Source organism: Methylomicrobium album BG8 (genome assembly GCF_000214275.2).
Lineage (GTDB): Bacteria > Pseudomonadota > Gammaproteobacteria > Methylococcales > Methylomonadaceae > Methylomicrobium > Methylomicrobium agile.
The window spans coordinates 4,167,987-4,189,632 of sequence record NZ_CM001475.1; the positions used below are offsets into that span (position 1 = coordinate 4,167,987).

General features: G+C 54.0%; 19 protein-coding genes. 11 read left to right on the top strand and 8 right to left on the bottom strand.

Annotation, left to right across the window (positions count from 1 at the left end):
- Positions 1-117 precede the first annotated feature (117 nt).
- On the bottom strand, positions 118-381 hold the full coding sequence (gene rpsT, locus METAL_RS18210) for a 30S ribosomal protein S20 (protein ID WP_005374724.1): 264 nt from the start codon (positions 379-381) through the stop codon (positions 118-120).
- A gap of 104 nt (positions 382-485) precedes the next feature.
- Between rpsT and murJ the strand changes: the two genes are divergently transcribed.
- From murJ to METAL_RS18255, 9 genes are all read left to right on the top strand, one after another.
- A complete protein-coding gene (gene murJ, locus METAL_RS18215; RefSeq protein WP_040578598.1) occupies positions 486-2,039 on the top strand; it encodes a murein biosynthesis integral membrane protein MurJ in 1,554 nt (517 codons plus the stop codon).
- 305 nt (positions 2,040-2,344) lie between these two features.
- On the top strand, positions 2,345-4,642 hold the full coding sequence (locus tag METAL_RS18220) for a TonB-dependent receptor (RefSeq protein ID WP_005374728.1): 2,298 nt from the start codon (positions 2,345-2,347) through the stop codon (positions 4,640-4,642).
- Positions 4,643-5,006: 364 nt separating this feature from the next.
- The gene (locus METAL_RS18225; RefSeq protein ID WP_005374730.1) at positions 5,007-6,395 is read left to right on the top strand and encodes a radical SAM/SPASM domain-containing protein; all 1,389 of its coding nucleotides are present in this window, start codon (positions 5,007-5,009) and stop codon (positions 6,393-6,395) included.
- A 115-nt stretch (positions 6,396-6,510) separates the two neighbouring features.
- Complete coding sequence (locus tag METAL_RS18230; RefSeq protein ID WP_245549416.1) at positions 6,511-7,815, top strand: Vgb family protein; 1,305 nt, start codon at positions 6,511-6,513, stop codon at positions 7,813-7,815.
- Positions 7,815-9,695, top strand: a complete 1,881-nt coding sequence (locus tag METAL_RS18235; protein ID WP_005374734.1) for a TonB-dependent receptor — start codon at positions 7,815-7,817, stop codon at positions 9,693-9,695. The genes METAL_RS18230 and METAL_RS18235 overlap by 1 nt, the downstream gene beginning before the upstream one ends.
- Positions 9,695-10,420: an ABC transporter ATP-binding protein gene (locus METAL_RS18240; protein WP_005374735.1), complete on the top strand. Its 726-nt coding sequence runs from the start codon at positions 9,695-9,697 to the stop codon at positions 10,418-10,420. The genes METAL_RS18235 and METAL_RS18240 overlap by 1 nt, the downstream gene beginning before the upstream one ends.
- Complete coding sequence (locus METAL_RS18245) at positions 10,417-11,175, top strand: ABC transporter permease (protein WP_005374737.1); 759 nt, start codon at positions 10,417-10,419, stop codon at positions 11,173-11,175. Before METAL_RS18240 ends, METAL_RS18245 begins: the two co-directional genes overlap by 4 nt.
- Positions 11,176-11,365: 190 nt before the next feature.
- The gene (locus tag METAL_RS18250; RefSeq protein WP_005374739.1) at positions 11,366-11,869 is read left to right on the top strand and encodes an RNA polymerase sigma factor; all 504 of its coding nucleotides are present in this window, start codon (positions 11,366-11,368) and stop codon (positions 11,867-11,869) included.
- A gap of 228 nt (positions 11,870-12,097) precedes the next feature.
- Complete coding sequence (locus METAL_RS18255) at positions 12,098-13,072, top strand: FecR family protein (RefSeq protein ID WP_005374741.1); 975 nt, start codon at positions 12,098-12,100, stop codon at positions 13,070-13,072.
- A gap of 118 nt (positions 13,073-13,190) precedes the next feature.
- Here the strand turns inward: METAL_RS18255 and METAL_RS21895 are convergent, their stop codons facing one another.
- The 3 genes from METAL_RS21895 to METAL_RS18265 are packed head-to-tail and all read right to left on the bottom strand — an operon-like array spanning position 13,191 to position 13,964.
- Complete coding sequence (locus METAL_RS21895; protein ID WP_281023971.1) at positions 13,191-13,325, bottom strand: hypothetical protein; 135 nt, start codon at positions 13,323-13,325, stop codon at positions 13,191-13,193.
- Positions 13,326-13,383: 58 nt separating this feature from the next.
- Positions 13,384-13,776 carry a type II toxin-antitoxin system death-on-curing family toxin gene (locus tag METAL_RS18260; RefSeq protein ID WP_005374743.1) on the bottom strand — a complete coding sequence of 131 codons (393 nt, stop codon included), beginning with the start codon at positions 13,774-13,776 and terminating at the stop codon, positions 13,384-13,386.
- The gene (locus tag METAL_RS18265) at positions 13,776-13,964 is read right to left on the bottom strand and encodes an AbrB/MazE/SpoVT family DNA-binding domain-containing protein (protein WP_005374745.1); all 189 of its coding nucleotides are present in this window, start codon (positions 13,962-13,964) and stop codon (positions 13,776-13,778) included. Before METAL_RS18265 ends, METAL_RS18260 begins: the two co-directional genes overlap by 1 nt.
- A 119-nt stretch (positions 13,965-14,083) precedes the next feature.
- Here METAL_RS18265 and METAL_RS18270 point away from each other — a divergent pair, with 119 nt between their 5' ends.
- Together METAL_RS18270 and METAL_RS18275 are read left to right on the top strand one after the other, a co-directional pair.
- Positions 14,084-14,455: a hypothetical protein gene (locus METAL_RS18270; protein WP_031430120.1), complete on the top strand. Its 372-nt coding sequence runs from the start codon at positions 14,084-14,086 to the stop codon at positions 14,453-14,455.
- A gap of 147 nt (positions 14,456-14,602) precedes the next feature.
- The gene (locus METAL_RS18275; protein ID WP_005374747.1) at positions 14,603-15,766 is read left to right on the top strand and encodes a YncE family protein; all 1,164 of its coding nucleotides are present in this window, start codon (positions 14,603-14,605) and stop codon (positions 15,764-15,766) included.
- A gap of 565 nt (positions 15,767-16,331) precedes the next feature.
- Here METAL_RS18275 and glmS read toward each other — a convergent pair.
- The 4 genes from glmS to atpD form a co-directional block, all read right to left on the bottom strand.
- Positions 16,332-18,161, bottom strand: coding sequence for a glutamine--fructose-6-phosphate transaminase (isomerizing) (gene glmS, locus METAL_RS18280; RefSeq protein ID WP_005374750.1), 1,830 nt, complete (start codon positions 18,159-18,161; stop codon positions 16,332-16,334).
- A 1-nt stretch (position 18,162) separates the two neighbouring features.
- Positions 18,163-19,533, bottom strand: a complete 1,371-nt coding sequence (glmU, locus tag METAL_RS18285) for a bifunctional UDP-N-acetylglucosamine diphosphorylase/glucosamine-1-phosphate N-acetyltransferase GlmU (RefSeq protein WP_005374751.1) — start codon at positions 19,531-19,533, stop codon at positions 18,163-18,165.
- Positions 19,534-19,772: 239 nt separating this feature from the next.
- On the bottom strand, positions 19,773-20,195 hold the full coding sequence (locus METAL_RS18290) for a F0F1 ATP synthase subunit epsilon (protein ID WP_005374752.1): 423 nt from the start codon (positions 20,193-20,195) through the stop codon (positions 19,773-19,775).
- Between the two features lie 18 nt (positions 20,196-20,213).
- Entirely contained in the window at positions 20,214-21,617 is a 1,404-nt protein-coding gene (gene atpD / locus METAL_RS18295; protein WP_005374753.1) for a F0F1 ATP synthase subunit beta, read from the bottom strand.
- Positions 21,618-21,646: the final 29 nt, after the last annotated feature.

Consider the following 21,646-nt stretch of genomic DNA (forward strand, 5'->3'; position numbering starts at 1 on the left):
TCCGCCCTACACATCCATACACATAGCCGCAATCCTCCGGAAACAAAAAAGGCCGAAACTCGAAGAGTTCGGCCCTTTTGGAAGCTATCCGCCTTGCTACTTTATCTGCGTAAGGAATTACGCGAGCGCTTTGACTTTTGCGTTCAATCTGCTTTTGCTGCGGGCAGCCTTGTTTTTATGGATCAGACCTTTGTTCACGGCAGAATCGATGACAGGCACCGCAGTATTGTAAGCGGCTTGCGCTTTTTCCTTGTCGCCCGCGTTAACGGCGGCAATCACTTTTTTGATGAAAGTACGCAAGTTGCTGCGTTGTCCTGCGTTGCGAACACGGCTTTTTTCCGCTTGCTTCGCGCGCTTTTTAGCTTGTGCTGTATTAGCCATAGTGTCTCGACTCGTGCAAAAGTATCAAGGTAAGTTAAAAGACTGGTTATTATGATGATAAATGTTATGATTGTCAAGAATTTAACTTCTTTTTCGAATTGTTCTTGAACGGACAACTCCTCAAATCGACCGCGCTGGTCGGCGCCATGACCCTGACCTCCCGGCTGCTCGGTTTCGTCAGAGACATGCTGATCGCCCGCCTTTTCGGAGCCGATCCCGCTACGGACGCTTTTTTTGCCGCCTTCAAACTGCCGAACTTCCTGCGCCGCCTGTTCGCCGAAGGCGCCTTCGCGCATGCGTTCGTGCCGGTGTTGACCGATTATAAGGAACATCACGGCCCGGCCGAATTAAAGGAATTTATCGATAAAACCGCCGGCACGCTGGCGCTAATCCTGTTTCTGATCACTGCCGCCGGCGTCATCGCCGCCCCGCTGCTGATCATGGGAATCGCGCCGGGTTTCGCCTGGCAAAGCGCCCGGCACGAGCTGGCCTCGCAGTTGCTGCGGATCAGCCTGCCCTATTTGTTTTTCATCTCTCTGACTGCGTTTGCCGGGGCGGTTTTGAACGCGCATGGTAAGTTCGCGCTGCCCGCCTTGACGCCGGTCTGGCTGAATATCGCGATGATCGCCGCCGCGCTCGAACTCGCGCCGCGGCTGGACGAACCGGTCACCGCGCTGGCCTGGGGCGTGTTTGCGGCGGGCATCGTGCAACTGGCGTTCCAACTGCCCGCGCTGGTCCGTTTGGGGCTGCTGCCGCGCTTTCGCCCGGGCTTTGCCGACCCCGGCGTCAAAAAAGTGATCGGGCTGATGCTGCCGGCGATGTTCAGCGTCTCGGTCACCCAGATCAACCTGCTGTTCGATACGCTGATCGCCTCACTATTGGCTGCCGGCAGCGTGTCCTGGCTGTATTATTCCGACCGGCTGGTCGAGTTTCCGCTCGGCATATTGGGCATCGCGGTCTCGACCGTGATTCTGCCGAATCTATCGAAAACCCATGCTGCCGGCGACCCCGCCGCGTTTTCCGCCGCGCTGGACTGGGGCCTGCGTCTGGTCTTGCTGATCGGATTGCCGGCGACGATGGGCCTGATCGTACTGGCCGAACCGCTGCTGTCCACGCTGTTCCAGTACGAGGCTTTCGGCGCCGAAGACGTACATTTCGCCGGAAAAAGCCTCAAGGCTTATGCGGCGGGCCTGCTGGGCTTCATTCTGATCAAAGTGCTCGCCCCGGCATTCACCGCGCGGATGGATATCAAAACCCCGGTCCGCTACAGCATTTATGCGATGATCGCGAGTCTGCTCCTGAACGTACTCGCGATCCCTTACGCGCATGCGGGGCTGGCGCTGGCGACGTCGCTTGGCGCTCTCTTCAATGCCGCCCTGCTGCTCGTCAAACTGCGGCGCGAGCGTATTTATCTGCCGGCCACCGGCTGGAGGCTTTTTTTAGTGCGCATTGGGCTCGCCACCGGCGTAATGTCGGCGGCTTTATACAGTCAAACCGATCCGAACGACTGGCTAGACGCAAGTTCGGGCAAAAGGGTTCTGCGGCTTTTGGAGTGGATAGGCATCGGCTTGCTGCTTTACGGGGCGACCTTATGGCTAACGGGCATGCGGACACCTCTTCCCACGATTAAAACGCAGACGGGCCGTTCGAACGGCTGACTGAAATCCGCCTTAGGACTCTGTGATTCCACCAAAGAAGAATAGAACAGCACCGAGAAACGACGATAAAACGCTGTATAAAGAACGCGAAGGTACCTATGCCCAAAGGGAGAGAGGACTTATCCAGCGTTTTCTTAAATCAAAGAAGCTCATGATTCACTGTTTTTGTAACATGCTGATAAAAAAGATCAATTAAGCGATCAATTTTCAATCGCCGCCAACAGCGATAAAAAACCATAATTTTTGTCCAGTTTACGAATGTTGATACGTCTTTAAGGAGGTAAACCACCACGGACCCCTTAAATATGAACAAACATGCCTTGCCGTTAATCGCCGGTTTGCTGGCCAGCCCACTGATTCAAGCAGCGGAAACAGTGGCGATAGACATTCCCGCCCAATCGCTGTCTTCCGCGCTGGAACAATTAGGCCGTCAGACCAGCTTGCAAATCCTGTATCCGGCCGAGGCCATTGCCGGTAAAACTTCACCCGGCGTTTCCGGGCACTATTCGCCGCGACAAATATTGGACAAACTCCTGGCCGGTTCGAATTTGAATTATCAATTCGTCGATCCCGGCACCGTTACTATCAAAAAAAGCACACCCGGCGGCGCCCCTAGCGCGGCCCAACTCGACGAAGTCTTCGTTACCGCCACCAAGACCGAGCGCGATATTTCCGAGGTGCCGGCCACCGTGGCGACCGTCGAGGCCAAACAAATCGAAAACATGTATAGCCGCGATAGCGGCGATTTGCTGACTCGCTCGGCCGGTATCGACATCGCCCGTTCCGGTAGTTCCGGCATATCGACGCTGAATATTCGCGGCACTGGGTACCTGCGTTCGTCGGTATTGGTCAACGGCCAATATGCCGAATTTCTGGATACCAGCATTGGCAACCGCAGTACACTGCAAACCATAGACTGGGACGATGTCGAGCGCGTCGAAATCGTGCGCGGCGCCGGTTCGGCGTTATACGGCCCCAATGCGATGGGTGGCGTGGTCAACGTCATTACCAAAGATGCGCCGGAAGAAAAAAACGTCACCCGGCCGTTTTTCGTATTCGATAGCTTACCAACTTACGGCGGCGGCGTGTCGAGCGGAGGCACGCTAAACGATTTTACCTATCTGATAAATTTCAAGCACTTGAATTCGGACGGCTATAAAAGTACGCCCAAACCGGCCATTTATCCCGGTTCTTCGGGGACGATTTCGCATTCTTTGGAAAACGGCAAATGGGATAGAAGCATGCTTGGCGGCCGTCTGGGCTATCGAATCTCGGAGCGGGATAAACTCGATTTCGCCTTCAATTACATGGATGAATCCGCCTTGGCCTTCGACCGTCCCCATACCCCGCAAAACGGTACTTATAGCCAGTACAGTCTAGAGTTCAAGCACGAGTTTTCCGACCGTTTCGATGTCACGGCCATCGTCAGCCATCGCAGCCATGTCGCCGACCTGACCTGGGACAGCTATTTTTATCCGTACACGACGACCGATATCGCGCCCGACAGCACCTTGTACGAGGATGCGCAAAAATTGACCGGCGAAGTGCGCGCTCGCTGGGCTCCGGTGCAAGGCCATACCTTGTTGTTCGGTTACAACGCTGCTCAGGATTGGACCAAACGACGTAATGTCAAAGCCTTGACCGGGGCGGAAACAGACCGCCGCAAAGCCGATATCAGTAACCACGGTTTGTATCTGCAATACGAACTGGAATTTGACAACAAACTATTCGTCACGATGGGCGGGCGTTACGATTGGTTTAATTACGACGTTAATTCCCATATCGTTTCCAGCAATACGCAGCGCCTCAGCAACACCTCTTTCGAGACGTTTAATCCCAGAGGCGGCATTCGCTATAAATTCAACGATGCCATCTCGGTTCATTCCAGCATAGGCACCGGTTTTCGCGCTCCCGAACCCGTTACTGTCGTCGGCGGTGCCAACAGCACCAATTCTGAATTGCGGCCTAATTACGGATTGAAACCGGAAACATCCAACAGCTATGATCTGGGCGTTAATTTCGATACGCCATTCGGATTACACGTTGGCGCGACCGGATTTTTCAACGATATTTCCGATTACATTCTGGCATCGAGAGGCCAGGAAGGCAGCAAAACCATCATCCAATTCCAGAATCTGGCCAAAGTGCAGAGCTACGGCGCGGAATTGGAGTTAACACAAAAGTTAACAGATCATCTCAGTCTGTTCACTAACTACACCCATACCATTTCCCGCACCGCCGCCGCCCTGGCAGCCACCGCATCGGGATTACCTCAAGAAGGTTACCAATTGCCCAATGTACCGGAAGATAAGGTTGCATTCGGCCTGTTATTCGATTCATCACAGTTTCGCGGTCGCCTGGAAGGCCGCTATGCCGGCAAGCAATTTATCAGTGGCGACAGCCGAAATCTGGATGCCTATGCGCTGAATTCCTATGTCGTCGCCGATATCAACGCCACTTACCGGCATCCGCTCGGTAATAAAAAGACGTTGGATATTACCGCCGGCATCAACAATATCTTCAACCGCCAGTATGAAACTCGAAGCATAGGTTATTACAACGAACCCCGGATCGGATTCATTAGGCTTGGCTTGGAGTTGTAACACAGTGAAACGGCATCGACCGATGCCGCCGCTACCGGGACGGTAGCGTAATGTCCAGGGATTAAAACGCCTGGATAAAAGGGAAGTCGGTTATCGCCGGTATCCCAGCAAGCTGTTCCAGGGAGGGCGCGGTTTGTATGTTGCCCGCAAGGGTTTTTTATCATTATTAAACGAGGTATTGACCATGTTAAATGAAATCAAAATCGACGATCTGAGTGCCGTTTTTGGGCGCCGTCTGAAAATGGCCGAATGCTGCAATACCGGACCTAAATGCTCGACGGATTGCGCACACTAACTGTTAGTCAACTTAACTTGATCGGGAAGCTTTCGGGTTTCCCGATCCCTGATATATCGGAGTTTGTCAATGAAAAATTTGTTGAAGGAATTTCATATACTCAATACCAAAATCGGCCCCGTTGGTTTTCACGGCCCATCTGCCAAACTGTTTGAATTACAGCCCGATATTGCATCCAGCGTTTCGGCATTGAAAAAAGGCGATCAGTCCTTTGATGCTTTGCCCTGTTTTGAACGGGAGCGTCTGGAACAAACACTGCGGGTGGCTTTATCCGAAGGCTTGGGCACGAGAACTAATATTTTGGGCGAAAGCGAAAGCTTGACCGGGTTTTATCTGTTTGTCAGTCAGGAATGCAATCTCGCTTGCACGTATTGTTACGGCGACGGCGGCGAGTACCGCAAAGGCAAAATGATGATGGATCAACGCACCGCCGATAATTTTATCGACAAGTTCATTACCGATCGAAACCCCGGCTATCTGATTAATTTTTTCGGCGGCGAACCGTTGCTGAATCTACCGCTGATGCAAAGAATTATCGACCGTTGCAAAGCCAAGACTGAGCCTTACGGCATCAGGATGGTCTTCAATATGACCACCAATGGCACGGTCTGGAACGAAAAAATTGCCAATTTTGTAGCAGCAAACCTCGATACGGTTACCGTCAGCCTCGACGGCCCCAAGGACATCAACGACTCTCAACGTCCTGGGCTAGGCAGTTTCTCGCCTTATGATAAAACCGTGCGGACTATCGACGAACTGCGGCAAAGCGAGGTCCGTTATACGGTACGTACCATCATGACCAAAAACAGTTTTGGCCGCTTGAAAGAGATTTATCGGCATAATAGTGCGCTGGCCGGGAAAGGCGGGGTGGGTCTGAGCAGCGTCGATGTCGCCGACGGGCACGCGCTTGGTTTAACTGATGCCGAGCATCGGGCCTTGGTCGACGAAATCGCCGAAATCAATTCAGATAACTTGCATTCCCTGGCGGATAGCGACCATCCGCAATTCAACGAATATACCGGCGACCTGTGCCAGCTATTGCTAGGCCGGCAATTCAGGCCGCGCCCGTGCAATGCCAGCCAAACCGTATTGGCGATAGCTGCCGATGGCGATATTTACCCCTGCCACCGCTTCGTGGGTTACCAGGCGTTTTGTGTCGGCAACGTTAACGACGATCAGCCGCTCAATGATCGCCATACCGAATTACGTCAATCGTTTAAGGCTATGCCTGTCGACAAAAACCCGCAATGTAGCCACTGTTGGGCACAACATTTGTGCGGCGGTAGTTGTTATGTCATCTCGCATCTGCGAGAAGGCGACATTTTTAAACCGCCCGCCCGCTACTGCTATCTGAAACAGACGGTTTACGAGCGACTGTTAACCGAGTTTGCCGAGATTATGGCCGATCCGCAACGTAAGCAACGGCTCATTGATAACGTTACCTATCTATGTCATTGAATCGGAGCCCATCATGAAAACTTGCTTATATCGATTCACTGCCTTCGTGTTAGTGTTAATTGCATCCCCTGCGCATTCTGCCTGCGGTCCGGTTTATGGAGCCGATGGCATTGCTGTGGACAAAAACGGCGACGTCTGGATTGCGCACTACGAAGATGTGCGCCTGGGAAAACTAACGCCTGCCAGCGGTCGGTTCGAGGAATATCTGCCCACCACCGTTGCCAATCCGACGGTGTTAAAGCGCGACACCTGGGATGACAAGGACGGGTTCAGTTACAAATTCGATTTCGGTTTCTATGGCTTGGGCATGGATGATAGCCACGATACGGTCTGGTCGTTGGCATTCAATAGCGACAAGCTTACCCGTTTTTCGCGCAACGACCGACTATTCGCCGATGTTCAATTGCCTGGTCGCAGTCTGGGACGTTTCGTATTGCCGGTCGATGCGCAAGGCAACGTCTGGACCTTGGCCGGCCCCTGTTGCGGTCAGGAAGGCGAGTTGCAATTGGTAAAAATCAATCCGCAACTGGAACAACAGGCGTTTGCGCTGCAAGTGCGCAAAGCCAAGGTACCCAGCCTGACGGTGGGCCGGGATGGGACGGTTTGGGCATCGCTAATTGCCAACGACGACACATTGCCAAGCTTGTACGCCTTTCGCAACGGCCAATTCGAAGCGGTGCCTCTCCCGCTCGAAATGACGACCTTTATTACCCGGCTGCATGTCGATGCGCAAGGCGATTTATGGCTGGCGACCGGCGACGATATTTGGCGCAAACACAACAAAACTTTCGAACGCTATCACTTACCCACGCCGGGCGCTCAACCGTCGATGATGACCAGCGATACGCGCGGCAATCTGTGGTTTACCGAATGGCACGGCAACAAGATCGGCCGTATCGACAGCACAGGCCATATTCGCGAATATCCGATTCCGCCGGAAGAAGAATCGCCTTTAACTTTGGCGGTCGATGCCGACGGCAAAGTCTGGTTCTCGGTATTGTTCAACTACGATCTGTTCCGCCTCGATCCCGACAGCGGCCAAATCCAAAGCTTCCCGCTGCCGGTACCCTCCAACTGGTCGAAAAATGCCGCCGAAGGCTTGAGCGCCTGCGTATTGAAACCCAAGGATGCCTTGAGCCTGATGGCTGCCAAAACGCCGCCGCAACCGGTCGCGGCGGCGAATCCAGTGCTTCGCCATCCTTTAAACTATCCGGACAATGCCGGCGCCAAGGCCTTCGAGCAAAATTGCCATACGGCTTGCCATAGTTGGTACCGGGTGGATAGGGCCGGCCAACGGCGTACCGACTGGCGGCCGACCGTGGAACGGATGATCGAGTTCAACAAGGCGCCGATAGCGGACGAACAGCGCGAATTGATCGTCGATTATCTGAACCGGCATTACACGCTGGCCAAACCTTGATGGATCTAACGAGAGCAGGCTTGACGGCCGTGTGTCTGGTCGTGACGGCGCCGGTGTTGTTCGCCGACAACGGCCTGGAGGTCATCACCACCGAGGACATCGAGCGCGAAAAACCGGCCAGCCTGATGGAATTGCTGCGCAAACGCGGCGGCGTCGGCGACAGTTCCGGCGCTTTGAGTTTGCGCGGCGTTCCCAAGGTGGCCTTGTATGTCGACGGTTTTTCGCGCAGCGGTTCGGTATTGGAACTGGACAAGGTCAAGCCTCAGGATGTCGCCCGTATCGAGATCATTCGCGGCGCAGCCTCCAACCGTTACGGCGCCGATGCCTTGGGTGGGGCGATCATCGTCACCACCTTGCAAGCCAAACCGAAAATGTCTCTGGACTTGGTGCAAGGTTATGACAGCCTCGATAGCCATTACAGCCGCGCCATCGCTTCCGGCGGTCAAAACGGCATCGATTTGCGCGCCAGTTTCGAAGACAGCCTGAGCAATCGGTGGATGATTCAGCGTAGCGACAGTCCTCTGGCATCATTGGCACAGACTCAGACTACCTGGCTCGCCAAACGTGGTGGCGACATCAAGGCCAGCTACCGCAACGACTGGCTGACAGCCGGCGCCGAACTCAACTATCTGGAACAAACCCGCAATTACGGCCGGCCTAATAATTACAACCAATACATCACAATACGGCCCAGATTGTTTTCAGAAATGCGCTTCGGCGAGCTAAAATTGAACGGTAAACTGATGTACGAAGACAGCCGTATCGATGTGTTTCGCGATGTCGGCGACGTTCAAAATCTGGCGCTGTATATGCTGGGTCCCGAAACTGAAAACAGCTTCAATCTGGAAGTGCAGGCGGATTACCGCAACTTCAATGCTGGCCTGGTTTACGCGGTCAATCAAGCCGCCGTCGAACAAAACCTGGCAAGCAACGGCCAGCGTTTGTTCGCTATGCGCAGCACGGTGGACCGAATCGGTGTGTTCGGCGGTTACGGTCTGGATTTTTTCGACGACTGGCATCTGGATGTCAGCGGCCGTTACGATCAATACGACTATTCCGGCATATCGATCTACGATGCCGGCCTGGAAACGCACGAGGCCGATACCTTCAAACAAGCCTTCAACCCCAAACTGGCCTTATCCTGGAAAGCCTGGCCGTGGCTGAGTTTGCGCGGCTCCGCCGCCACCGGCTTCATGCCGCCCGATCCGGCCACGCTGTATTTTCGGCAGACGCGGCCGAATTATCTGATTCTGCCCAATCCCGGCTTGCGGCCCGAACAATCGACCACGCTGGATTTCGGTTTCGAAACCGCTTGGCAGGGCGGGAAGGCGGAACTGACTTGGTTTTATACCCGTTGGACCGACAAGATGGAGCGGCTGGTGACTGCCGGTACGCCGACGACCCAGCAAACCGTCAATCTCGGCGCATCGGAATCGCAAGGTCTGGAATTCAGCCTACAGCAAGGTCTGCTCGAAGACTTAAATCTGAGCTTCAACTATACCCTGACGGCCACGCAAATCACCAAAAGCCTTGATGCCGCCTACATCGGCAACGAACTGGCCTACCAACCGCGCCACAGGATCAATGCGGTACTGACCTATACCGGCATCAAGGATTTGACCGCCCGGCTGAATCTACACCACGAATCGGAGCAATATATGGATTTTCGCAATCTGCGCCGCGATGCCGCAGGCAACGCCTGGTACAACCAAGCCTACGCCACGCTGGATTTTCTGCTGACCAAAAAACTGCAATGGGCCGGCAACGGCGTGAATTTGACCTTGGCGCTGAATAATCTGACCGACAACCGCTTCCAGAAAAGCCTGTTTCAAGTCGATGTCGGCCGGGTGGTGCGCGGCGAGATTGAAGTGCAATTTTAATGGCAGCTCAAGCAGGAAATTGGGCCGTTTCGGCCGAACGCTTGATCAAACGCTATCCTAACGGCCATCTGGCTTTGGAGGGTGTCGATCTGCAGATTCGGCGCGGCGAGGTATTCGGTCTATTGGGGCAAAACGGCGCCGGCAAGACCACCTTGCTGAAAATTCTCTGCGGTTTACTGCAACCGTGCCGCGGCCGGCTCAGGATACTCGATATGGAAGCCAAGAACGGCTTTCATCACATCAAGCGCTGCTTGGGCGTGGTATCGCAAGATATCAATCTCGATCAACCGTTGACCGTGCTCGGCAATTTGCAACGGCATTGCAGTTATTTTTCGATTCCCCGCCGGCAAGCCTCGGCACGCATTGCCGAATGGCTGCACATTTTACAGTTGGAACACGCCGCCCACCAGTCCATCCATCAACTATCCGGCGGCAACAAGCGTAAGGTGATGATCGCGCGCGCCTTCATCACCGAGCCGCAACTGTTGATCCTGGACGAGCCGACCAATGCGCTCGATCCGTCGGTGCGCAGCGTGGTTTGGGACAGGATATGCGCCTTTGCCGATCAGGGCGGCACGGTATTGCTGTCCACTCACCACTTTCAGGAAGCCGAGCATCTTTGCGGTCGAGTCGAGCTGATTCATCAAGGTCGATTGCAGACGCTGGATAGCGCCGAATCGCTGGAAAGCCGCTTTCATGCGCTTACGGCAAACGAAGCGGCATGATATCGTCGGGATTTTGGGCGTTTGTCGCCAGGACCTTGGCCGAAAGTCTGGAAAACTGGCGCTACGCGTTGTTTCGTATGGTGTTTCAGCCTTTTGTTTATCTGTTGGTATTCGGCAAAATTCTCGGCCAAGCCTTATCGGGCAGCGGTTATTCGTTAACCGTAGGGCCGGGCATCATAGCCATGCTGGTGATGAATACGGCATTGAACAGTATCGGCGGCCTGTTTTCGCGCGGTTACTATTTCCGCAGCATGGAAGGTTGGTTACTGGCACCCCTCAGCCTTCGCGCCCTAATGTTAGCCTGGGTGACGGGAACAGTGCTGATAGCCACCTTCGCGGGTTTGATCGGCAGCCTGATACTGTACCTGCTTTTAGGCTATCAGCCGGTATCCCCGTGGGCGGAATTGCTATGCCTGCTATACGGCGCGGCGGCGTTCGCATTATTGTGTTGCATCGGCTATACCTTGCCGTCAACACCAGCCAAGGCTCAGGACTTTCTGGCATTTTTGTTGATGCCGATGATGTTTCTCGGCTGTACTTTCTTCAGCTATGCGATGCTGGAATCCCCCTGGAATGTCGTCGCGCTGCTGCTACCAACCACTTATCTCAGCGAAGCCTTGCGCATAGCTTACGGCAGTCAATCTTCCGCTCTCGATCCAACGCAGATCGTCGGCGGCGGCATCGCCGCGCTTATATTGCTATTCATTGTCGCCGATTGGTCTTTCCGGCGCAGGTTTCGTGATTTTCTTTGGTAATTAAAAAACGGTGACAATGGTCTGTCTGTTTTTGGGTTATTCGGAAAATAGGGCATATCGCCGAATACGCGAAATATAACATAGTTTAATTTTTAGAGAGATACAACCTATTGAATATAAAGGATTAAATAATTGGCATATATCGTGCTTATTTAGTAACGATGTTATGTCGACAAAGGATGACCTTTTCATGACCGAAAAAATATCTCACAACATGTTACAGGCTTGGTTTCACCGTTATTCGTCCGATCTCGAAATATTCTTTTGCCGAAAGATTGGCGAATCGGATGCCCCGGATCTGGTGCAGGAAGTCTATCTACGGGCGATAACCTATTCATCATCGGCGGCCATTATTCAGCCGCGCGCGTTTTTGTTCAAAATAGCCGCCAACTTGGTCGTCGACCATGTTCGTAAACAGAGCTACCGCCAATGCGACAATTATGAAGAAATCGAAGAAGAGACGATTACCAGTATTCTGGGACCGGAGGATGCTTTGTGCGGAAAAGAACGCCTAAGAAAGTTTCGCGATGCTTTGGCGCAATTGCCCGCCGATCATCGGCAAGCCTTTTTGCTGAATCGTTTCGAAGGTTTGTCTCATATGGAAATCGCGCAATTTATGGGGGTTTCCGATAAAACCGTAAAGCGTTACATTACGAAAGCCTTCGATCATTGCTTGAGCAGCCTCGAATTATAAAAGGGTACAAATACAAGTTAGTTTATAAGAGGCTGGGCTGAAGTTTATATTTGACCGCTATGCCGGTATACTGGCCCGATACAGCGATAACCGGTCTTTCCGGAGGCGCTTTCGGGGTTCCGGTTTGCTTGGATGCCTGGCATTCAACTGATTTTTCGAATAAAACAGCGGTATTTTTATGCGGCTTTCAACCATCAGAACCTCGGTTTACCGAATAATGAAAGATTTATGATAGAGCAACTCGATTCCAATGCCGTTCGCCGACAGGCCATTGCGTGGTTGGTTAGCAAGCAATCCGGAGCGTTTAGCGCAGAGGAGAGACAGGCGTTCGAGCGTTGGTTGGCGGCCGATCCCGATCATAGCCGAATCTACCGGCAAATAGAGGCGGCATGGATGGGCTTGCCTTGCCCGAGCATCGAATTGGCGGCCGCGCGTAAAAAAGATCGGCGTTTATGGCGGCATAGTCAAAGATTGGCCTTGGCGATTGCTGCCAGCATGGCGCTTGCCGTCGGGCTTTGTGCCTGGGAAGGTTGGCCACTTGCCGACAATAGCGTCTTTCGTACCGCGAAAGGCGAGAGGCGGAATATTACCTTGGCCGATGGTTCTTCCGTCGAGCTTAATTCCGACAGCGAGCTTGCCGTCTATTACAGTTGGCGAGGCCGTTCTTTAGCGCTACTGCGCGGCGAAGCCTTGTTCGGCGTGGCTCCGGGTAAACTGCGGCCTTTCGAGGTGACGGCGGGAGGCGGACGAATTCGCGATATCGGCACCCGTTTCGATGTGGTCGTCGGCGCTTCGCAAAATCGCGTTTCGGTATTGGAAGGCGCCATTGATCTGCGATTGGCCGCCACGGGCGATCAACGCCAAACCTTAGCCGGACAGGCAATAACCTACAATGCCGTGACAGTGCTTTCGGAACCTGAAGCGGCCGATGTCAAGGCGCTCACGGCTTGGCATACCGGCAAATTGATTTTCCGCAATACGCCGTTGTCGGAAGTCCTCAATAAATTGGAGCGTTATCATCCCGTGCATTTCCGGCTTGCGGAGCCGTCATTGGCTTTTTTGCCTCTGGGCGGAGTCTTCGACAATAACGATCTCGAACGCTTTCTTGTTACCTTGGAAGCGGTTTTGCCGGTCGACATTAAACGCGATAAAAACGGTGATGTGTTGATCGATCGCCGTCGCTCCCGAAAGTTTTCAAAGTAACCGTAGTGACCTGAAAAACATAAATCACAGAAGGGGATCGTGCAGGCTTTGCAGCCCCCCGCTTATTCCACCGCCACCGATTTCGCCAAGTTTCTTGGCTGGTCGACATCGGTGCCTTTCAATACCGCGACATGGCAGGCCAGAAGCTCAGGGCCTTGGCCTGTTCGTTCCGATGCACCCGCTCCAGATGGCTAAGCGGGTTCCGGTCGCTCGTTCCGAGCGCTTCGTCCTCGGTTTCGGGCTGGCTCGTCACTACCGCCGCCTGTTCCGCGACCGCCATTTCGATGATATCGGTCAGGTAATATTCGAACTTAAGTGATTTCCATCGGCTTCGTATTGGCTCTAATCCAGTCTGCAAATGCTGTTTCGGACAGACGCCCTTCCGCAAGCCTTAACATGGCAACCACGCAAGACGGATCATCGGCCATCAATTTCTGACCGTTCAAAGCCAGAAACAGCTCGGTAACCGTAAAGGCTGTTCGTTTGTTGCCGTCAATAAAAGGATGATTACGAGTAAGATCAAAGCCATAGGCGGCAGCCGGCGCCGACAAATCCGGGTCATCGTAACTGGCTGAATTTCGAGGGCGAAACAGCGCCGATTCCAACAAGCCACGCTCACGAATCCCCACCGCGCCGCCATGCTCTGCAAGGTGTTCCTCATGCAAAGCAAGAACAACGGATTCCTCGACCCAAACAACCGGCATTACTTCGCCAGTTCGTGCAGCACATCACGGCGCTTTTTCATGATCTGCCGCGCCAGGGTCATTTGTTTCTCGAATTCTGGATCATAGGGCGTCAGTCGAAAACCTTCCGGCGATTCGGTCAAAAATACCCTATCGCCTTTTTCAAGGCGCAGCTTGTCCAATGCTTCCTTAGGCAAGACGACGCCCACGGAATTGCCAGCCGTTGTCAGCTTCAGCGTGAATTATTCAGAAATAAGTTCAAGAGATAGTTATTAAGAATTGTAGGGATAATCGAAAGTTAGCGTTTGCCAGAAGGCCACTTCGAGAATTGAACGTCGATCCCTATCTCTTAAAAACGGGGATAATCGAACCAAACAAAAAGACGACCGGTCCAATTTTTTTTGACATTTTAGACGACCGGTCGTATATTAATCGCCTGCAAAAGCTCACTCAAAAACAAACCAAGCGTGAAAATTTACTCAATCAAGACGTCTCCTTGCTCATGCTTCAGGGCGGGCTAAAAGAGATTCTTGAGGCCGTACAAATTCTTTTTACCGCTATTTCAAGATTTTGCAGCCGCGTCGATCGCTCACTGCATAGTGATTTACGTGGAATAGAGGATTTCCCGAATGACTTGGACTTTCTTGAAGCCTATGGCGTCTCTGTTTCCAGGTCAAACGACGGTCAAAGAACATGCTGAAAAAGTGGGATTCGAGCAATCGAATTTCGCAGATGAAAATCGGCATCGACCGGCAACAGCGGAAGTTTAACCGAGTTAAATAGCGCGTTTGTAGCGGTTTGCAAACGCGCATTTTTAAAATTTCGACATTCAATCCGAGCCATGACCATGATCCAGAAAACACTCATAAAGACCTTGTGCAGCCTGCTGCTGACTTCAACGATGGCCCATGCCGAAATATTGGCGATGGTGAACTACGACGGCAAGCCGGGCAGCACCCCGCGCCGGGAAGGCATTGCGATCCTCGATGTAGATCCTGAGTCGCCGCAATTCGGCAAAATCTTAACCGATCTGCCTCTGCCGCCGGATACGGTTTCCCATCATTTCTTTTATAACAAAGATTTAAGCAAGGCCTATATCACCGCCTTGGGCAACGGCGCCTTGCGCGTGATCGACATGAAGCGCACGCCGTACACCATTAAATTACTGGATGTGCCTGAGTGCGAAGTCGGCGAAGACATGGCGTTCACTGCGGACCAAAAAACCTGGTATCTCACCTGTATGGGATCGAGTAACGTGATTGTCGGCGATGCGCGGACGGATAAAGTCAGACAGGTCATTGCCGCCAATGGCCCGGACACCTTTATTCGGTACCCGCACGGCATTGGGCTGCAGGAAGAGATCAATCGGCTCATCGTTACCAGCACCGTGCGTCCGTCCGACCTGAAAGATCCCGGTGAAACCGTCACCGTCATCGAAGCGGCGAGCGGCAAGGTACTTTCCACGCATAAATTGTCCGACCAACCCAGTCCGTCGGGTTCAGCGCCGGTAGAAGCGGTATTCGTGCCGCATGCGAACCCACCGCTGGCTTATATCAATACCCTGTTCGAAGGTAAATTATGGCGGGCGACATGGCAGGCGAATAGTGATACGTTTGATTTTCAGCCCATTTATGACTTTTCGGCAATCAAGCAGGGCGTTCCTTTGGAAATTTACTTTAACCGAGCACACGATCGGTTATACGTCACTACCGCAAAGCCCGGCGCTTTGAATATTTTCGACATCAGCGGCCAATCCATAGCAAAACCTATTTTACTGAAATCGATTCCAACCGCCGCGGGCTCTCATCATGTCGTCTTTTCGCCCGATGAAAAATATGCGTTCGTACAGAATAATTTTTTAAATCTGCCCGAAATGGACGATGGTTCGATTACCGTGATCGATTTGTATAAAATGACCAGGAAAACCAGTATCGATACGCTGAAAAAGATGGGTTTAAAACCCCACGACATTTACATGCTGCCGGCATGGCACACGGATGATGCGCATTAAGGATACGCCCAAAAGTAACGTCCCGAAACTCTCCCACGGAAGCCCGATTCCTCTTTCTGAAAGTGTCGGCTAGAGCATTTTCATATCGCGTATAAGGGCGCAATACCGTTAAGTCAAGCCGTCATCTCGGCCGGGATTCATGCCAGGCTTTCCTGCCTGGCCCCCTTCGGGTCAATGCAAATCTGTTCCAGACAGATTTGTGCCGAGATCCAGATGACAGGGATGTATGAGAACCCGCCATCCTTGGCTTCTGGATTCGGCAACCGCCCCTGCGTTGCTCTATCTCCTGCATCCCTGCGGTCGTCCGGCAATCCTTGCTGGAATGACGAGTTTCCCTTAACTTAGCGGCATGGCTTATGAACGTAAACCCGAAACGAAAATGCTCTAAATCAACACTTTTCCCAGAGGCCCTGCAACTGCACAGAGGGTTGCATGAGCAAGCGTACCGGCTCATACAGAGGATATTGAGTTCCTTTACCAAAAAAATTTACGATTTTAAATTCGTCGGTATGGATTTTTACGACTTTATCATCACGAAACAATGCGGAAGGGACCGAGGCAACGGTTATTCCACCGTCACCGATTTCGCCAAGTTTCTTGGCTGGTCGACATCGGTGCCTTTCAATACCGCGACATGGTAGGCCAGAAGTTGCAGCGGAATAGAAAACACGATCGGCGAAACTTCGTTTTCGACCTGGGAGATTTCAATATACTGCACGTTGCCGTCATCCGAAGCGCTAAACCTTTCGTCTTTGAATACGATCAATTGGCCGCCGCGGGCGCTGACCTCCTGCATGTTCGATTTCAACTTTTCGAGCAGGCTGTTGTTCGGCGCTACCGTGATCACCGGCATGTCGGCGTCGATCAGCGCCAGGGGACCATGCTTCAACTCACCGGCCGGATAGGCTTCGGCATGGATGTAGGAGATTTCCTTCAACTTCAGCGCGCCTTCCATCGCAATCGGGTAATGCGTCCCCCGGCCGAGGAACAAGGCGTGCTCTTTCTCCGCGAACTGCTCGGCCAATTCCTTCACCTTGTCGTTCAATTCCAGTGCTTTTTCGATCTTGCCGGGCAGGCCGAACAGTTCGGAGGTGATTTTTTCTTCCAACGCATTGGGCAGATGGAATCGGCGGCCGATGGCGATCACCAGCAGCATCAGCGTGACCAGCTGGGTCGTGAAGGCCTTGGTCGAGGCGACCCCGATTTCCGGGCCGGCCCGGGTCATCAGCGCCAAGTCGGATTCCCGGACCAGCGAGCTTTCCGGCACGTTGCAGATCGCGACCGAGTATTTGGCGCCCTGCCGTTTCGCTTCCTGCAGCGCGGCCAGGGTGTCTGCGGTTTCGCCCGACTGCGAGATCGTGACGATCAGCGTATCCGGCGCCAGCACCGGATTACGGTAACGGAATTCGCTGGCGACTTCGATGTCGCAAGGGACGCGCGCGAACCGTTCGAACCAGTAGCGCGCGACCAGTCCTGCATGGTAGCTGGTTCCGCAGGCGAGAATCTGCACCGATTTGATCCGGTCGAAGATTTCATTGGCGTTGTGCCCGAACGCGTTTTCCTGCAGGCGGTTCTTGACGAAGCGGCCTTCCAGCGTCTGCGAAATCGCGAACGGCTGTTCGTAGATTTCCTTCAGCATATAGTGCCGGTAATTGCCTTTATCGACCGCATCCGGTTTCAGGCCGCTTTCCTTGATCGGACGCTCGACGACATGGCCTTTCGCATCGTAAATGACCAGTTGATCGGTCTTGAGGGCGGCGATATCGCCGTCTTCGAGAAAGATGAAGCGCTGGGTGACCGGCAGCAGGGCGGCCACGTCCGAGGCGATGAAATATTCGCCGATTCCGACCCCGATCACCAAAGGACTGCCTTTGCGGCAGGCGATCAGAAGCTCCGGACTGGCCGTGCTGATGATGCCGAGCGCATAGGCCCCTTCGAGCTTTTTGACCGTCTGCTTGACCGCATCCAGCAGCCCGCCTGTGGTTTCCAGCGCATGGTTGATTTCGTGCACGACAACTTCGGTATCGGTTTCGGAAGTGAACTCGTAGCCGTTCCGCTTTTGCGCACAACGCAAATCTTCGTGATTTTCGATAATGCCGTTATGCACGACCGCGACTTTGTTGCGGCTGACATGCGGGTGCGCATTCTCGGTACAGGGCTTCCCGTGTGTCGCCCAGCGCGTATGCGCAATCCCGAGCGTGCCGGACATCGGATCGGCGTCCAGCGAATCCGCCAATCCCTTGACCTTGCCGACTTCCCGTTTCCGCCGAATGTTCTGACCGGCAACGATCGCGATCCCGGCCGAATCGTAGCCGCGGTATTCCAGCCGCCGTAAACCTTCGAGTAAAATCGGAACCACGTTTCGTTCCGCAATGCCGCCTACGATGCCGCACATGTCATTTCTCCTTTTTTACGGGCCGTTGCCAGCCGGGAATTGAAACCTGTTTCGCCCTGGACAGGGTGAGCTGATTTTCAGGGCTGTCCTTGGTGATCGTCGAGCCGGCGCCGATCGTCGCATAATTGCCGATCGTGACCGGCGCGATCAATTGCGTGTCCGAGCCGATGAACGCGCCGTCGCCGATTACGGTCCGAAACTTGTTCACGCCGTCGTAATTGCAGGTGATCGTGCCGGCGCCGATGTTGACCTGGCTGCCGACCGTGCTGTCGCCGATATAGCTCAGATGATTGATTTTCGAACCCTGACCGACCGTGGATTTTTTGATCTCGACGAAATTGCCGATATGCGCCTCTTCGGCCAATACCGTCTCCGGGCGCAACCGCGCGAATGGACCGACCCGACTGCCCTGCCCGATCACCGCGTTTTCGATCACGCAGTTCGGCAGGATTTCGACATTGTCCTCGATAATCGAATCCTTGATCTGGCAGTTGGCGCCGATTTTGACGTTGCTGCCGATGTTGAGGCGGCCTTCCAGAATCACGTTCACGTCGATTTCGATGTCCTGGCCAAGCGCTTCGAGCGTGCCTCTCAGATCGAAACGCGCGGGGTCGTAGAGCGTGACGCCTTGCGCCATCAGGACCCTGGCCTGTTCGTTCTGATACACTCGCTCCAGGTGGCTGAGCTGGTTCCGGTCGTTCACCCCGAGCACTTCGTCCTCGGTTTCAGGCCGGCTCGTCACCACCGCCACCTGTTCCGCGACCGCCATTTCGATGATATCGGTCAGGTAATATTCGCCCTGGGCGTTGTGGTTCTTCAACTGACCGAGCCATTTTTTGAGCTGTCCGCCCCGCACCGCCATGATGCCGGTGTTCACTTCACGGATTTGCCTCTCGGACTCGTTCGCGTCTTTTTCTTCGACGATTCGGGTAACGGCGCCTTGGCCATTTCTAACGATCCGGCCATAGCCTTTCGGATTGTCGAGCATCACGGTCAGCAGGCCCAGCGATTTTTCGCCGACGTTCGCCAGCAGCCCTTCCACGGTCGATTTTTTCAGCAGCGGCACGTCGCCGTACAGAATCAATACATTATCCTGCTCCCGGATCTGATCACCGACCTGCTGGACCGCATGGCCGGTGCCGAGCTGCTGCTTTTGCTCGAACCAGCCGGTTTCGATGTCTTTCAACGTATCGAGCACCCGTTCCGCGCCGTGGCCGTAAACGATCAGGATGTGGTTGTTTTCGAGGCCGCGGCTCATGTCGTAGACATGGCGAAGCAAGGGTTTACCGGCGATCTTGTGCAAGATTTTCGGCAATTCCGAACGCATCCGGGTTCCTTTGCCGGCGGCGAGTATGATTGTGGTCAGGTTCATGGCAATTTTCCTGCGCCTCTGTGTTGTATGCGGATTTCCAGTAGAAAGTGTAGGGTACGCTGCGCGTACCTTTTTCCAGCGCATCAAGCACTGATAGGTACGCGCAGCGTACCCTACCAGGGGTTTCGCTCAATGCGGAGCTTGGGATCGAGAGAAATTATACAAAATAAAAAGCCCGATAACGTCATTCGGCGCTATCGGGCTTGATTTATTCGCGTAGAAAACGCGGATTTTCGCGTTTAGCCGCCGCGTTTTCTGAGCCGTTCCAGCGTACGAAGCTGCATGATCGCCTGGATGAGCTGCGCCTGCGCGGTCGCGTAGTCGACTTTTCCGGACTTGTCGGCCAGGGCTTCTTCGGCTCTGGCTTTGGCCTGCAAGGCCGCCGCTTCGTCGATATCCCTCGCGCGGATCGCCGTATCGGCCAAAATGGTGACCAGATGCGGCTGTACTTCGAGAATGCCGCCCGAAATGAAATACGGGAGGCTCTCCTTGTCGCTGACCTTGACTCTGACTTCGCCGGGACTCAAGCGCGTGATCATCGGCGCGTGCCGCGGCGCGATGCCGACTTCACCCATTTCGGCGGGTGCGAACACCATTTCCGCAGAGCCGGAAAAGATTTCCTTCTCGGCGCTGACGATATCTACGTGTACGGTCATGACCATGTTTTATCCCGTCAAAAATTAAGCTTTCAGGGTCTTCGCTTTTTCGAGCGCTTCGTCGATCGTGCCGACCATATAGAACGCCTGCTCCGGAACCGAATCGTATTCGCCGTCGATGATGCCCTTGAAACCGGCGATCGTGTCTTTCAACGAAACATATTTGCCCGGCGATCCGGTGAACACTTCCGCGACGAAGAACGGCTGCGACAGGAAACGTTGAATCTTCCGCGCCCGTGCCACGGTCAGTTTGTCTTCTTCGGACAACTCGTCCATACCCAGAATCGCGATGATGTCGCGCAGTTCCTTGTAGCGTTGCAGGATGCTTTGCACCTTACGCGCGACAGTGTAGTGCTCCTGGCCGATAACCAGCGGATCGAGCTGGCGGCTGGTCGAGTCGAGCGGATCGATCGCGGGGTAAATACCCAGTTCGGCGATTTGCCGCGACAATACGACGGTCGCATCCAAGTGCGCGAAAGTGGTTGCAGGGGACGGGTCGGTCAAGTCGTCCGCAGGCACGTAAACGGCCTGGATCGAGGTGATCGAACCGGTCTTGGTCGAGGTGATCCGCTCCTGCAGTACGCCCATTTCTTCCGCCAGGGTCGGCTGGTAGCCTACCGCGGACGGCATCCGGCCGAGCAATGCCGAAACTTCGGTACCGGCCAGGGTGTAACGGTAGATGTTGTCGACGAAGAACAACACGTCGCGGCCTTCGTCGCGGAAATATTCCGCCATGGTCAGACCGGTCAACGCCACGCGCAGACGGTTTCCCGGCGGCTCGTTCATCTGGCCGTAAACCATCGCCACTTTGGATTGGGTCAGATCGTCTGCATTGATGACGCCCGCCTCCTGCATTTCGTGATAGAAATCGTTACCTTCACGAGTCCGCTCGCCGACGCCGGCAAATACCGACAACCCGGAATGCGCGGTTGCAATATTGTTGATCAATTCCATCATATTGACGGTTTTGCCGACGCCGGCGCCGCCGAACAGACCGACCTTGCCGCCTTTCGAGAACGGGCAGATCAGATCGATGACCTTGATGCCGGTCTCCAGCAATTCATTTCCGGACGCTTGGTCGGCATAGCTCGGCGCTTCGCGGTGAATGCCCCATGAGGTCTTTTCGCCGATCGGCCCTCTTTCATCGATCGGCTGACCGAGAACATTCATGATCCGGCCCAGAGTCTCCAAACCGACCGGCACCGAAATCGGCGCCTTGGTATTGGTGACTGCCATGCCGCGGCTAAGGCCGTCGGTGCTGCCCATCGCAATCGTCCGGGCCACGCCGTCGCCCAATTGCTGCTGTACTTCCAGCACCAGGCCGGCGCTTTCCACGTTCAATGCATCATATACTTTGGGCAGTTCCTCGCGTGCGAATTCCACGTCGACGACCGCGCCGATAATTTGTACGATTTTACCCGAACTCATTGAGTTTTCCTCTTGTTTGTCTCGCTTTT